This window comes from Enterobacter sp. 4974935 (assembly GCF_058661735.1).
In genome coordinates, this window is record NZ_JBZWGT010000003.1 from 2,057,121 (window position 1) to 2,071,377 (window position 14,257).

Annotated in this window: 11 protein-coding genes; 8 read left to right on the forward strand and 3 right to left on the reverse strand. The window is 57.3% G+C overall.

Annotated elements, in window-relative coordinates:
• Positions 1-9: 9 nt before the first annotated feature.
• The 3 genes from AC4OVS_RS11085 to AC4OVS_RS11095 are packed head-to-tail and all read right to left on the reverse strand — an operon-like array spanning position 10 to position 2,997.
• Positions 10-1,542 carry an ABC transporter substrate-binding protein gene (locus AC4OVS_RS11085; RefSeq protein ID WP_491922400.1) on the reverse strand — a complete coding sequence of 511 codons (1,533 nt, stop codon included), beginning with the start codon at positions 1,540-1,542 and terminating at the stop codon, positions 10-12.
• A gap of 15 nt (positions 1,543-1,557) precedes the next feature.
• Positions 1,558-2,130 carry a D-alanyl-D-alanine dipeptidase gene (gene ddpX, locus AC4OVS_RS11090; protein ID WP_252065658.1) on the reverse strand — a complete coding sequence of 191 codons (573 nt, stop codon included), beginning with the start codon at positions 2,128-2,130 and terminating at the stop codon, positions 1,558-1,560.
• A 12-nt stretch (positions 2,131-2,142) separates the two neighbouring features.
• Complete coding sequence (locus tag AC4OVS_RS11095; protein WP_023300159.1) at positions 2,143-2,997, reverse strand: MurR/RpiR family transcriptional regulator; 855 nt, start codon at positions 2,995-2,997, stop codon at positions 2,143-2,145.
• A 267-nt stretch (positions 2,998-3,264) separates the two neighbouring features.
• Here AC4OVS_RS11095 and AC4OVS_RS11100 point away from each other — a divergent pair, with 267 nt between their 5' ends.
• From AC4OVS_RS11100 to AC4OVS_RS11135, 8 genes are all read left to right on the forward strand, one after another.
• Positions 3,265-4,740: an alpha/beta hydrolase gene (locus tag AC4OVS_RS11100; protein WP_491922401.1), complete on the forward strand. Its 1,476-nt coding sequence runs from the start codon at positions 3,265-3,267 to the stop codon at positions 4,738-4,740.
• Positions 4,741-4,827: 87 nt separating this feature from the next.
• On the forward strand, positions 4,828-6,039 hold the full coding sequence (locus AC4OVS_RS11105; protein WP_063841982.1) for a diguanylate phosphodiesterase: 1,212 nt from the start codon (positions 4,828-4,830) through the stop codon (positions 6,037-6,039).
• 88 nt (positions 6,040-6,127) lie between these two features.
• A complete protein-coding gene (gene cscK / locus AC4OVS_RS11110; protein ID WP_063148908.1) occupies positions 6,128-7,024 on the forward strand; it encodes a fructokinase in 897 nt (298 codons plus the stop codon).
• Between the two features lie 171 nt (positions 7,025-7,195).
• Positions 7,196-8,713, forward strand: a complete 1,518-nt coding sequence (locus AC4OVS_RS11115; RefSeq protein ID WP_491922402.1) for a carbohydrate porin — start codon at positions 7,196-7,198, stop codon at positions 8,711-8,713.
• Between the two features lie 66 nt (positions 8,714-8,779).
• Entirely contained in the window at positions 8,780-10,150 is a 1,371-nt protein-coding gene (locus tag AC4OVS_RS11120; protein WP_491922403.1) for a sucrose-specific PTS transporter subunit IIBC, read from the forward strand.
• Complete coding sequence (locus AC4OVS_RS11125; RefSeq protein WP_491922404.1) at positions 10,150-11,556, forward strand: sucrose-6-phosphate hydrolase; 1,407 nt, start codon at positions 10,150-10,152, stop codon at positions 11,554-11,556. Before AC4OVS_RS11120 ends, AC4OVS_RS11125 begins: the two co-directional genes overlap by 1 nt.
• Positions 11,557-11,583: 27 nt before the next feature.
• Complete coding sequence (locus AC4OVS_RS11130) at positions 11,584-12,600, forward strand: LacI family DNA-binding transcriptional regulator (RefSeq protein WP_017693400.1); 1,017 nt, start codon at positions 11,584-11,586, stop codon at positions 12,598-12,600.
• A 95-nt stretch (positions 12,601-12,695) separates the two neighbouring features.
• Complete coding sequence (locus AC4OVS_RS11135; protein WP_491922405.1) at positions 12,696-14,246, forward strand: methyl-accepting chemotaxis protein; 1,551 nt, start codon at positions 12,696-12,698, stop codon at positions 14,244-14,246.
• Positions 14,247-14,257 lie beyond the last annotated feature (11 nt).

Here is a 14,257-nt window from a genome sequence, read left to right on the forward strand (position 1 = left end):
CGTGGGCCGTTACTTACTCATGGTGGCGATGTTAAAGACCTGCTCAAGCATCGGATTAAAGGTGAAGCCTTTGACCTCTTTGTTCATCGCCAGCTGGTAGTTCTTCTGGAACAGATAAACGTAAGCCGCCTCGTCAATCACCACTTTCTGCGCCTGCTGGTAATCTTTGGTGCGTTCCGCCTGAACGGTGGTTTTCAGTGCCGCCTGCAACAGCGCATCGACCTCTTTGTTCTCATAGAATGAGCGGTTCCCCGGCAGCCCTTTTTTGTCCGATTCGAACCAGTAGTTCATGAACATGTACGGGTCAGCGAAGTCCGGGCTCCAGTTACCAATCGCAATGTCATAATCACCTTTGCCGACGCGGTCGCGCATGGTGGCGTTCGCCAGTTTCTCGAGCTTGACGTTAATCCCCAGCTTGCCGAGGCTCGCCTGCGTGGAGAGGGCGATAGGCTCCCAGTTCGGGTCGTTATCGGAATAGAGGAACGTCAGGCTGGCAGGTTTATCTTTGACTTTCTCCAGCGCCGCTTTGGCTTTGGCCTCGTCAAAGATGTACTGCATGGCGTTCGCATCGAAGCCCCACATGCCCTCCGGGATCGGGCCGCGCATCTGCTTGCCGTTCCCGCTGAGAATGCCTTTCACCATCCCCTGGTAATCGGTCGCCCAGGAGACCGCGCGGCGCAAATCCACCTGATTCATTGGAGGCTTACTGTTGTTCAGATAGAGGTAGGTCACCCGCAGGGACGGGTATTCCGCCACGGCCACTTTGCCTTCCTGCTTCAGAGCAGCAAGCTGATCCACCGGCAGGGCGTCGGCGATATCCAGATCGCCACGGGAAAGTTGCAGGCGACGCGAGGCGCTTTCACCGATAATCTTCACCGAGACGCGCTTAAAGTGCGGCTTTTCACCTGGCCAGTGTGGGTTGGGCACCATCACCAGCTGTTGACCTTTCCGCCAGCTTTTCAGCATAAACGGTCCGGAACCCGCGGTGTTTTGCGCCAGGAAACCGCGTGCGTCGTCGGCGGCATTGGCCTTCAGCACCGCCGGGTTGACGATCGACGCGCCGTCATTGGCCAGCGTGTAGAGGAACGGGGCAAACGGCTGGCTGAGGGTGAATTTCACCGTATGCTCATCCACCACGTCCACTTTCAAATCTTTCGGGAACGCTTCGGAAGGTCCCTGGTTGATTTTAAGCAGACGTTCAAACGACAGCTTGACCGCTTCGGCGGTCACCGGCGTGCCGTCGGAGAATTTTGCATTATCTGCCAGGGTGAACGTCCACACTTTCTGGTCGTCTGACGCCTTCCAGCCCGTCGACAGATCGCCTTCCACCTCCGTGGTGCCAGGCTTGTATTTCACCAGACGCTGGTACGAGGGGTAGGTCACCGTCCAGTCGTTGTTATCGATAGTGACCGCCGGATCCAGCGTTTGCGGATCGGCAGCTTTCCCTATCACCAGCATATCTTTTGGCACCGCCGCCAGAGCGGGAAGGGTGCTCAGGGCGAGCGTAGCGGCAATCAGGGTAGTAAGCAGCGTTGTTTTCATGGCCGGGCTCCAGAATTACAGTGAGTGTGTGGTCGGATAACAGGCGAACTGGTCATCTAACAGCGGATAGCTGGCGGCGATCGGCAGCTCGAAATGCCACCACTCGCTGCTGATGCCCACAAAACCGCCGCCGTACATAACGGCGTTCAGGAGCAGACGATTTCGCTGCGCCTCGGGCGGAACGGAAGGGTGCCAGGCATGAGAACGGTCGTGCATTTCGTCAAACCCGGCGCCCATATCCAGCACGTTGTCGTGTTCATCCATCAGCGTGACGTCAATGGCAGTGCCCCGGCTGTGGTTCGAGCCAATCGCGACATCCACCACGTATTCCGGATTGGGGCAGGCATCCCAGAGTTGCGCCTGTGCCTGCTGGGGGCGGTAGGCGTCGTAGACCACCAGCTTCAGACCGGCCAGCGCGGCGATACTGATCGATTTCGCCAGCGCGGTGGCGGCATCCGTGTGCAGCAGGCACGCGGCGTGCTGGTAGATCGGGCGGCCGGTAATGTTATCGGCGGTCGCGTATTTCAGATCGATATGCAGCGTGGGAAAAGTTTTCGCCACATCAATCAGTTGACTCTCTTCAGGCATAGCTCCGCTCCTTTAGCGTTCAAATTGACCAAATTCTTGTTGTAGTTGTCGGTTGATTGCCAGACGTTCCGGCAGCGCTTCCCCCAGCGCCTCCACAACGCCCGACAGCAGCAGGTTGAACAGACAGCTCACCGGCGCCAGCGAGTCCCAGAAATGGCCGGTATCGGTCTTCACCTGGAGTAAATCAATCGGGTAATCCCGCGCCCACGGGCACCAGATATCGGTGATCAGCGCCATCGCCAGGCCTTTTTCGCTCGCCACGCGGCAGTACTGGCGGGCAATGGCGGAGTAGGCGCGGGTATCGGTCAGCACGATATACGGGTTAGCAAAGCCGGAGTTAAGCGACTCCACCCAGCTACCGGAGAGCCCTTCGGAATAGCTTACCCGCGGGCGCAGATACTCCAGATGGCTGAAGAACGCATTGGCGATCCCGCGCGTGGACTGGATCCCCAGCACGAAGACGGCGTCGGCATGGGAAAGTTGCTGGACCACCTGCCTGAACGTTTCGCTTTGCGCCAGCTGGTAGACATGGGCAATGGCGTCCACCTCCAGTGACAGGGAGTGCTGAAGGCGATCCGACAGCGGCTGTTGCTGTTTCCAGGAATCCAGACGCTCGTTTATGCCCCAGGGCTGATGGGGATCGCGCAGGCTTTTTTTGGCGTCATCAAGGTTGCGATAGCCCAGCTTGCGCAGAAAGCGTCCGACGGTGATCCCGCTGGTGGCCGTGGCCAGCGCCACGCTCTCAGCCGTTTCAAAGGGGATCTGCCCGACGTGCGCCAGCATCCAGCTTGCCACCCGCTTTTCGCTCGGGGTGAGCTGGCTGAAGGTCGCTTCGATACGGCTCAACACCTCTGGTTTGGTCGTCATACCGCCTCGCTGTTAACTGGCTGTCAAAGGCCGGGTTTCTGTTATCGGATTAACAATGCAGGACGCGTGCCATGTTCACATTGCGGCGAAAACGCGCTGTGCAGCAAAGTTAATGCAATATTTGTTTAACAGATGCTCAACATTTGTGCAGCGTAGTTCACTTTTGGTGCAGTGTCCGGCCTGAGCGGTATCTATTTGGTGAATACGACAGCCTCTTCACATTTTTTGGTAAGATGAAAGCTCTGTGGATAAGAGAGGGAGCCTTACATGGCGAATTTGCCCTGGCTGGTCAGCGTGCGCCTGATGGCTCTCGCAAAAAAAATAGCGATGGTCATCGGGATCATTGTGCTCGTTCTGCTGGCGGTGCGGGTTTATCTTTCGCAGCAGGGGCCGGCTCTGCATCACTGGCATACCTGGCGGGCTGACGAAATGTCCGTGCAGGAGATGGATAACGCGACCTTCGCAGCCTATGTCGCGCGGGAAAACGCCATCTTCACCGCTCTTGATGCTGAGGTGACGGCGAAAGTCACCCCCGCAGAGCGCACGCCGCTGAACCGCTATTACCGTCAGAGCCTGGTGTGGCCAGGACACTTTACTCCGGATGCAAACCGGTCGTTTGTGCTGATGCCTGCCGGAAAGCCGCGCGGGGCGGTAGTGTTGTTGCACGGTCTGACGGATTCGCCCTACAGCGTCAGGCGTCTGGCTGTGAATTATCAAAAGCACGGCTTTGTGGCCGTAGTACCTCGTTTGCCCGGACACGGCACGGCGCCGGGCGCGTTGACAGACGTTGACTGGGAGGCGTGGCTGGCAGCTACGCGCCTTGCGGTTCGTGAAGCAACACGCCTGACGGGGAACGATCTCCCCCTGCACCTGGTGGGCTATTCCAACGGCGGGGCGCTGGCGATGAAATACGCCCTCGACGCCCTTGATGCGCCTGAACTGCGTAAACCTCAGCAGATCGTTTTGCTCTCACCGATGATTGGCGTCACGGCGTTTGCGCGCTTTGCCGGATTCGCCGGGCTACCGGCTATGTTACCGGCGTTTGCCAAAGCCGCGTGGCTCAACATTTCTCCGGAATATAATCCTTATAAATACAATTCGTTCCCGGTGAATGCGGCACGTCAGTCCTGGCTGCTTACCCGGGCGCTGCATGAGCAGATAAACCGCGATGTTCATGATCACAAACTAACGCAGCTTCCGCCGGTACTGGCGTTTCAGTCGGTCATGGATTCAACGGTCAGTACCCGCGCCGTAGTCAGCGGGCTGTTTGACCAGCTTCCGGCAAATGGCAGCGAACTGGTGGTATTTGACATCAATCAGGCCGGGAGTTTCCGTCCACTGTTCAGGCCATCATCCTGGACGGCGGCGGCTGACCTGCTGCCCGAGGCGAAAAGACGTTACAGTGTAACAATCGTGACCAATGCCAGCCCTGACAGGTTTGATATGGTGGCAAAGACAACGCCTGCGGGCAGCACCCGGGAAACGGTGACGCCGCTGTCGGTCTCGTATCCGCAGGAGGTTTATTCCCTGTCGCATATTGCCATTCCGTTCCCGCCTGAAGACGATCTGTATGGCCGCCATCCTGAGGTGAAAAACCGCTATGGAATCAGTCTCGGGACGATAGCCCTGTGGGGAGAAACCTCAGTTCTGAGCGTCGGCAAAGATGCGCTGATGCGCGTGACGTCGAATCCGTTCTACGACTATATGCAGACGCGGATCGACAGCCGTATCGGGGAGAATTAAGCCCGACGTGGAATAGATTAGGTCACACCGGGGAACTGTGTTAAACAATACCGTTCAGGCGTATACCCCATACCGGACCCCGTTTCTGTGCTGACAACTCTCATTTATCGAAGCCAGCTGAGCTTAACCTGCACCTCCGCAGCGTTAAGCTCGCTGGTTGAAAAGGCCAGGATCCGTAATACGGAGCAGGGCATCTCAGGCATTCTTCTCTCCAGTGGACGTGACGTTCTGCAAATTCTCGAAGGCACGGAACAGAGCGTCGTCGCGCTTTTTAACACCATCCGTGCGGACAACCGGCATACCGGCGTGGTGGAGCTGATGCGCGATTACGGTCCGCGCCGACGTTTCGAAGACGTGGGAATGCTGCTGTTTAACATGGACGTTCAGACCCCGAAAGCGGTTCTGGCATCGGTTCTGCATTACAGCAAGCTGGAAAGCTACCTGACTTCTGAGGATCGGGTCTTCAAATTTATTCAGACCTTTATCGCCGGCAAAACCGCTATCCCACCCGCTTCGGACTATGAGCCTGATAAATGGACGCTTTCGCGAGAGCGCGCGCCGTTTGGTAAAGGGTTAGGTCTGCTGGCGGGACAGCCCTGCCAGTTTGCGCTGCAACCCATTGTCGAGCCGTCCGAAGGCAAAATCAGTTCTCTCGAAGCGCTTATACGCGGAAACGACGGCGGCAGCCCGGAGCATTTTTTCCGTAGTCTCGATCGTGAAAAGATATACGAAGTCGATCTGCATACCAAAGCCTGGACCTTTGCGCTGGCGCAAAAGCTGGGCATCGGCAGCCACAAACTGGCGGTGAACCTGCTGCCAATGTCGCTGGTTAACGTGCCGGGTGCGGTAGAGTTCCTGGTAACGCAGATCAAAAAGCACGGTCTACAGCCAGAGCAGGTGGTCATTGAAGTCACTGAGAACGAGATGATATCCGGCTTTAACCAGTTTAACAGCGCCATTAAACAGCTGCGAGCGGAAGGGGTTGGGCTGGCAATAGATGATTTTGGTTCCGGCTATGCCGGTCTGTCGCTGCTCACCCGGTTCCAGCCGGATAAGCTCAAAATCGACAGAGAGATCGTCAGCGATATCCACCAGAGCGGACCCAAGCAGGCGATTGTGAAGTCGATAATCAGCTGCTGCACCGATCTGGAGATTACGCTGGTCGCAGAAGGCATTGAGAAGGTAGAAGAGTGGTGCTGGCTTGAATCCGCCGGTATTCGCCGCTTCCAGGGCTTTTTGTTCGCCCGCCCGCAACTCAATGGCGTGGGTGATATCCACTGGCCCCAACGGGTAGGTTAAGCAAATTTTCCCTCGCCATATTTCCCCGACACCCTGCCTGTGCTTAAATAGCTAAACCGGTTTAACATTATTTAGCTAAGAAGGTGATATGGAGACGATCTGGGTACTTGGCGATGCAGTGGTGGATCTGTTGCCCGACGGAGAGGGCAAACTGCTGCAATGTCCGGGCGGCGCACCGGCCAACGTCGCGGTTGGGATTGCGCGTCTGGGCGGCAGAAGCGCCTTTATAGGCCGGGTGGGCGACGACCCCTTCGGGCGCTTTATGCAAAAAACGCTTGCGGATGAGCAGGTTAATACAGAATGGCTGAGACGGGATCCGCGGCATCGCACCTCCACGGTGGTGGTGGATCTCGATGACGACGGGGAACGTTCATTTACCTTTATGGTTCGCCCGAGTGCTGATCTGTTCCTCGACGCCGCCGATCTCCCGCCATTCCGCGCCGGGGAGTGGCTGCACGTCTGCTCTATCGCGCTTAGCGCCGAACCCAGCCGTTCCGCGACGTTTCAGGCGATGGCCGCTATCAGACAGGCGGGCGGTTTCGTCAGCTTTGACCCCAATATCCGCGCCGATCTCTGGTACGATGAAGTCGAGCTGCGCCAGTGCCTTGAGCGGGCATTAGCCTGTGCAGATGTGGTGAAAATCTCGGTGGAAGAGCTGGCGTTCTTGACCGGAAATGCGCAGGTCCATGAGGGTCTGGCGGAGCTAATGCGCACCTGTCCGGCCAGGCTGGTGCTGGTGACGCAGGGAAAAGAGGGCGTGACCGCCTGGCAGGGAGGCGCGTTGACGCACTATCCTGCATCACCCGTGGAATGCATTGATACCACCGGTGCGGGGGATGCTTTCGTCGCCGGGCTGCTGTTCGGTCTGGCATGTCATGGCCAGGCCCGTCTCTCAGAGGTCATCACGTTAGCGCAGCGCTGCGGAGCGCTGGCGACAACCGCAAAAGGGGCAATGACCGCGCTGCCTTATCATCACGAACTGTAATTCACGTCGCCAGGCCTCCGGTCGGGGGCCTGAATTGTCGCCTCGATCACACTTACTAAAACGGTTTAGCAAAAAACGTTGCCGATTCAAAATTTAACGGTTTAGTATCACTCGCCTAAACCGGTTTAGCAATTTAGCACTTTTACCGATAGTTATTAGGGATGCGACAAAATGTATAAAAAACGCAGACTTGCCGTGATGATAGGCATGCTGGCCGGCAGTACCTCTGTTTTTGCCCAGACGGATATGACCCGTATCGAAGCGCGCCTGGCAGCGCTGGAGCAGCGTTTGCAGGAGGCGGAAACCCGTGCGCAGGTTGCTGAAAAACGCGCCACGGCAGCGGAACAGAAAACGCAGCAACTGGTGGCTGCGCAGCAGGAAGCGCAAACCTCCACACAGGCGGTGGCGCAACGTACCACCGCGCTGGAAGAGAAAGCCAATCGGACAGGCGGTTTTGAGTTTCACGGTTACGCCCGTTCCGGGCTGCTGATGAACGACGCGGCCTCAAGCAGCAAAAGCGGTCCTTATCTGACACCCGCAGGGGAAACGGGTGGGGCCATCGGGCGTCTGGGGAACGAAGCGGATACCTACGTTGAGCTGAATGTTGAGCACAAACAGACGCTGGAAAATGGCGCGACGACGCGCTTTAAGGCGATGCTGGCCGACGGTCAGAAAACCTATAACGACTGGTCGGCAGACAGCAGCGACCTGAACATTCGTCAGGCCTTTGCCGAGCTGGGCAATTTGCCGGACGTTACCGGTGCGCTGAAAGGCAGCACCTTCTGGGCGGGTAAGCGTTTTGACCGCGACAACTTCGACATTCACTGGCTGGATTCCGACGTGGTATTTCTCGCCGGGACCGGCGGCGGCGTCTACGACGTGAAGTGGAACGATACGCTGCGCAGTAACTTCTCCCTTTATGGCCGTAATTTCGGCAGCGAAGAGGAGATCGACAACAACGTCCAGAACTACATCTTAAGCATGAACCACTTCGCCGGGCCGGTGCAGTTGATGGTCAGCGGCTTACGGGCAAAAGATAATGACGACCGTAAGGACAGCAACGGCGATCCGATTAAAACCGATGCGGCGAATAACGGGGTGCATGCGTTGGTGGGTCTGCATAACGAGAGCTTCTACGGCCTGCGGGAAGGTTCCGCCAAAACGGCGCTGCTTTACGGCCACGGTCTGGGGGCCGAGGTGAAAAGCATTGGTGCAGACGGCGCATTGCTGTCAGAAGCCGATACCTGGCGTTTTGCAAGTTACGGTGTCACGCCGCTGGGCGGTGGCTGGCACATTGCGCCCGCCGTACTCGCGCAAAGCAGTAAGGACCGCTACGTGAAGGGCGACAGCTATGAGTGGGTCACGCTCAATACGCGTCTGATCAAAGAGGTGACCCAGAATTTCGCCCTCGCGTTCGAGGGCAGTTATCAATACATGGATTTAAACCCGGAAGGCTACAAGGATCGCAATGCGGTTAACGGTAGCTTCTACAAGCTAACCTTTGCCCCGACGTTAAAGGCGGGCAAGATTGGCGATTTCTTCAGCCGTCCGGAGCTGCGCCTGTTCGCCACCTGGATGGACTGGAGCAGCAAGCTGGATAACTACGCCAGCGATGACGCCTTTGGCAGCAGCGGCTTCAACGCGGGCGGGGAATGGAACTTTGGGGTGCAGATGGAAACCTGGTTTTAACCCTTCACGCTCCCGCATTGCGGGGGCGTTTCGAACATCATAAAAAGAGGTCAGGAAGAGGTATCTATGGATTTTAATCATATTGCGCGCGAGCTGATTCCGCTGCTCGGTGGCAAAGAGAACATTGCCAGCGCGGCACATTGCGCCACGCGCCTTCGTCTGGTGCTGGTCGATGATGCGCTTGCCGACCAGCAGGCTATCGGCAAGGTTGAAGGCGTGAAAGGCTGTTTTCGAAATGCCGGGCAGATGCAGGTGATCTTCGGCACCGGGGTGGTGAATAAGGTTTACACCGCGTTTATTCAGGCGGCAGGGATTAGCGAGTCCAGTAAATCGGAAGCGGCGGATATTGCAGCCCGCAAGCTGAACCCGTTTCAGCGCATCGCGCGTCTGCTCTCCAACATCTTCGTGCCGATTATTCCGGCGATCGTGGCCTCGGGTCTGCTGATGGGCCTGCTCGGGATGGTTAACACCTACGGCTGGGTTAATCCGGATAACGCGCTCTATATCATGCTGGATATGTGCAGCTCGGCGGCGTTTATTATTCTGCCGATCCTGATTGGCTTCACCGCCGCGCGGGAGTTTGGCGGCAACCCGTATCTGGGCGCAACGCTCGGCGGCATCCTGACTCATCCGGCGCTGACCAACGCCTGGGGCGTAGCGTCCGGCTTCCACACCATGAACTTCTTCGGTCTTGAAATCGCCATGATTGGCTATCAGGGAACCGTCTTCCCGGTACTGCTGGCGGTGTGGTTTATGAGCATTGTGGAAAAACAGCTTCGCCGGGCGATCCCGGATGCGTTAGATCTGATCCTGACGCCGTTCCTGACCGTCATTATCTCCGGCTTTATCGCGCTGTTGATTATTGGCCCGGCGGGACGCGCGCTGGGCGACGGGATCTCCTTTATTCTTAGCACCCTGATTGCCCACGCGGGCTGGCTGGCCGGGCTGTTGTTTGGTGGGCTCTATTCGGTGATTGTCATTACCGGCATTCACCACAGCTTCCACGCTATTGAGGCCGGACTGCTGGGTAACCCGTCGATTGGCGTGAACTTCCTGCTGCCGATCTGGGCGATGGCGAACGTGGCGCAGGGCGGGGCATGTCTGGCGGTGTGGTTCAAAACCCGTGATGCCAAAATCAAAGCCATTACCTTACCGTCGGCGTTTTCCGCGATGCTGGGCATCACCGAAGCGGCAATTTTTGGCATCAACCTGCGTTTCGTGAAGCCGTTTATCGCGGCGTTGATCGGTGGTGCGGCGGGCGGTGCCTGGGTGGTGTCTGTGCATGTCTACATGACCGCCGTTGGCCTGACGGCGCTTCCCGGTATGGCGATCGTTCAGGCCAGCTCGCTGCTCAACTATATTATCGGCATGGTGATTGCCTTTGGCGTGGCGTTCACCGTCTCTCTGCTGCTGAAATATAAAACGGACTCTGAATAATGACCTTACCTTCCCGCTGGCCTGCCGTGTTGCAGGCCGTTATGCAAGGCCAGCCGCGTGCGCAAGCGGACAGCCACTATCCGCAGTGGCATCCCGCACCGGTGACGGGGCTGATGAACGATCCGAACGGCTTTATCTGGTTTGCCGGACGTTACCATCTGTTTTATCAGTGGAACCCGCTGGGCTGCGATCATCGCTACAAGTGCTGGGGACACTGGAGCTCAGCAGATCTGGTGCACTGGCAGCACGAGCCAATGGCGCTGATGCCTGACGAAGAGTATGACCGCAATGGCTGTTACTCCGGCAGCGCCGTGGATAACAACGGCGTGCTGACCCTGTGCTATACCGGCAACGTTAAGTTTGACGATGGCGGCCGCACCGCCTGGCAGTGTCTGGCGGTGCAAAATGACGACGGCACGTTTGCCAAACTGGGACCGGTGTTGCCCCTGCCGGACGGGTATACCGGGCACGTCCGCGACCCGAAAGTGTGGCGCCATGACGGGCAGTGGTACATGGTGCTCGGGGCGCAGGATCAGCATAAGCGCGGCAAGGTGCTGCTGTTTACGTCAGCCGATTTGCACACCTGGGCGTCCTGCGGCGAAATCGCTGGTCACGGCGTCAACGGACTCACGGATGCGGGCTATATGTGGGAGTGCCCGGATCTGTTTGCGCTTGATGGCACACACGTCTTGATCTGCTGCCCACAGGGGCTGGCGCGCGAACCGCATCGCTATCTCAACACCTATCCGGCCGTCTGGATGAGTGGGGCATTTGATTATCAAACGCCTGCATTTGCGCACGACGAATTGCATGAGCTTGATGCCGGTTTCGAATTTTACGCGCCGCAAACCACGGTGGCAGAAGACGGCCGCCGCATCCTCATCGGCTGGATGGGCGTGCCGGACGGCGAAGAGATGCTCCAGCCTACACGGGTCCACGGCTGGATCCACCAGATGACCTGTCCGCGCGAGCTGCGCTACCGCAACGGTAAGCTCTGGCAAACGCCGATCCGTGAGCTGGAAACGCTGCGCGAGGATGAACATCACTGGCAGGGACGCGCCAGCGATGCCCCGGTGCTGGAGGGAACCCGTCTTGAGTTCGAACTGAGCGCATCGTGCGTAAACGTGGATTTTGCCGGCGCGTTGCGGCTGATTGTGGATGATGCGGGGATCCATCTGGAACGCGCCAGCCTGGAAACCGGAGAGACGTTGAACCGCTACTGGCGGGGCACTGTTCATCATTTACGCGTGCTGTGTGACCGTTCCAGCGTCGAAATTTTCATCAATCACGGTGAAGGCGTCATGAGCAGCCGCTATTTTCCTGACCATCCGGCCCAGGTTCGCTTCGAAGGTGCGTCCGACATCACATTACGCTACTGGTCGCTGCGCAGCTGCATGATAGAATAGGGTTTTGGCAGCCGGATCTAAGTCGTTGTGAGAAAAACAAAACGCGTCACCATTAAAGATATCGCGGAGCTGGCGGGGGTATCAAAAGCCACCGCCAGTCTGGTTCTGAACGGCCGCAGCAAAGAGCTTCGGGTGGCGGAGGAGACACGCGAGCGTGTGCTGGCGATTGCCAAAGAACATCATTATCAGCCCAGTATTCACGCCCGTTCGCTGCGGGACAACCGCAGCCACACCATTGGTCTGGTGGTGCCGGAAATCACCAACTACGGGTTTGCCGTTTTTTCTCATGAGCTGGAGACCCTCTGCCGCGAGGCGGGTGTTCAGCTGCTGATCTCCTGTAGCGATGAAAATCCGGGCCAGGAGACGGTGGTGGTCAATAACATGGTGGCCCGCCAGGTGGACGGGCTGATTGTCGCCTCCAGCATGCTCAACGACGCGGATTATCAAAAGCTGAGCGAGCAGTTGCCCGTTGTGCTCTTTGACCGTCATATGAACGACAGTTCTCTGCCGCTGGTCCTCACCGATTCAATTACCCCGACCGCCACGCTGGTGGCCGACATTGCGCGCCAGCATCCGGATGAGTTCTACTTCCTCGGCGGCCAACCGCGGCTTTCCCCGACGCGTGACCGTCTGGAAGGGTTTAAGCAGGGGCTGCGTGACGCTGGCGTCGAGTTACGTCCGGAGTGGATTATTCATGGTAATTACCATCCGAGCTCCGGCTACGAAATGTTTGCCGAACTTTGCGCGCGCCTGGGCCGCCCGCCAAAAGCCCTTTTTACCGCCGCCTGCGGTCTGCTGGAAGGGGTGTTGCGCTATATGGGGCAACATAATCTGCTGCAAAGCGATATGCGTCTGGCCAGCTTTGACGATCACTATCTCTATGATTCTCTGACCATTCCTGTCGATACCGTTCGTCAGGATAACCGCCAGCTCGCCTGGCACTGCTTTGATCTGATTGGCAAACTGATTGAAGGGGAAACGCCGGAGCCGATCCAGCGTAAACTGGATGCCACACTGCAACGGCGATACAAGGCCGTGGAGTGACAGGGTAACGTCTGAAGGATATATCAATAACTTTAATTAATTAAAGATCGGATTCAGCCGATAACCAAAGGGAAATTATATCCCTGAGGTGTGTTATGTCGTTGAAAAAATCATCCCTGATTATCCTGTTTTCTCTGCTTTTCTTCTTTGTGGCCAGCACCATCACCAGCGTTGGGCTCATCATTAAAAGTAATACTTCGCTGGATAATGTGAACAAAGAAATTCAGGTTGTCCTGTCCATTATTGATCCCATTAACCATAGCCGAACCCTGCGCGTCAGGGTTATGGAGTATGTAAAAATGGTGGAAGCGGGGGACGCCACCGACTCGTCTGCGAAACTGGCCTCGGTTAAAGAGGCGCTGACCAAAGCCGATAGTGCATTTTCGGCGTTTATGGCCTCGCCGCGTTTACAGGACGAAGCCCCGCTGGTCACTGCCTACCAGCAGGCGTGGCAAAACTACCGTAACCAGGGACTGGCACCGCTGATTGCCGCTGCCGCCGCTCACGATGTGTCGCGGTTCAACGCTCTTATTCCCGTGGTGTCTCAACTCGATCGCCAATATGAAATTGTGCTCGATCAGGTTCTCTCCGTTCACCAGAAGTACGCCAAAACGCTGAACGAGGATGCGAGCCATAATTTTGTGTCGGGTCTGGTTATTATCGCCTGCATTGCGGTGCTGTTCGTGGTGGTGATCCTCGTCGTCAGCCTGCTGATGAACCGCGTGGTCTTTGCGCCAGTGAACCTGGCGCGCGAGCACTGTCGACAGATTGCGGCCGGGAAGCTGGACGTACCGGTACCGATCAAGCGTGATTCCGGGAATGAAATCGATCACCTGATGTCCTCGATGGAGCAGATGCGCCAGGCGCTGCTCTCCACCATTTCTCAGGTGCGCGATGCCAGCCACACCGTAACGCATGCGGCGCAGGAAATTGCTTCCGGCAATATCGACCTGGCCTCCCGTACGGAGCAACAGGCTTCTGCCCTGACCCAGACGGCCGCCAGCATGGAAGAGCTGAGCGCGACGGTGGCGAATAACACCGATAACGTGTTCCAGGCCGGTAAGCTGGTGCAGGATGCCGTGAAAAATGCCCATACCGGTGAAGCGGTAACCCGTGAAGTCATCGAAACGATGAATACTATCGCGTCCAACTCGAAGCGTATTGAGGACATCACCAGTGTCATCAACAGTATTGCTTTCCAGACTAATATTCTGGCGCTGAACGCGGCCGTTGAAGCGGCGCGTGCCGGTACGCAGGGGCGAGGATTTGCCGTGGTGGCAAGTGAAGTGCGCACCCTGGCCCAGAAAAGCGCGGTGGCGGCGAAGGATATCGAAAGCCTTATCGCCCAGTCTGTTTCCAGCGTGAAAAACGGTGCGGAACTGGTGAATCGTTCGGGAGAGGTGATTGATTCTATTATCAGCTCTGTGAATAAAGTGCATACGCTGATGGAACAGATTTCGGTTGCCTCAGAAGAGCAGAGCCGTGGAATTGGTCAGGTTGGGCAGGCCGTAACGGAGATGGACGGTGTGACCCAGCAGAACGCGGCGCTGGTGCAGCAATCCGCCGCAGCCGCGGCCTCGCTGGAGGAGCAGGCGCAGCAGCTGTCGCAGAGTATTTCGAGTTTTCGTCTGCCGGCAATTGCGTGATTAAATGAGGA

Coding starts and splice junctions, on each gene's coding strand:
- AC4OVS_RS11085 (WP_491922400.1), bottom strand. CDS start 1,542: ATGAAAACAACGCTGCTTACTACCCTGATTGCCGCTACGCTCGCCCTG.
- ddpX (WP_252065658.1), bottom strand. CDS start 2,130: ATGCCTGAAGAGAGTCAACTGATTGATGTGGCGAAAACTTTTCCCACG.
- AC4OVS_RS11095 (WP_023300159.1), bottom strand. CDS start 2,997: ATGACGACCAAACCAGAGGTGTTGAGCCGTATCGAAGCGACCTTCAGC.
- AC4OVS_RS11100 (WP_491922401.1), top strand. CDS start 3,265: ATGGCGAATTTGCCCTGGCTGGTCAGCGTGCGCCTGATGGCTCTCGCA.
- cscK (WP_063148908.1), top strand. CDS start 6,128: ATGGAGACGATCTGGGTACTTGGCGATGCAGTGGTGGATCTGTTGCCC.
- AC4OVS_RS11115 (WP_491922402.1), top strand. CDS start 7,196: ATGTATAAAAAACGCAGACTTGCCGTGATGATAGGCATGCTGGCCGGC.
- AC4OVS_RS11120 (WP_491922403.1), top strand. CDS start 8,780: ATGGATTTTAATCATATTGCGCGCGAGCTGATTCCGCTGCTCGGTGGC.
- AC4OVS_RS11125 (WP_491922404.1), top strand. CDS start 10,150: ATGACCTTACCTTCCCGCTGGCCTGCCGTGTTGCAGGCCGTTATGCAA.
- AC4OVS_RS11135 (WP_491922405.1), top strand. CDS start 12,696: ATGTCGTTGAAAAAATCATCCCTGATTATCCTGTTTTCTCTGCTTTTC.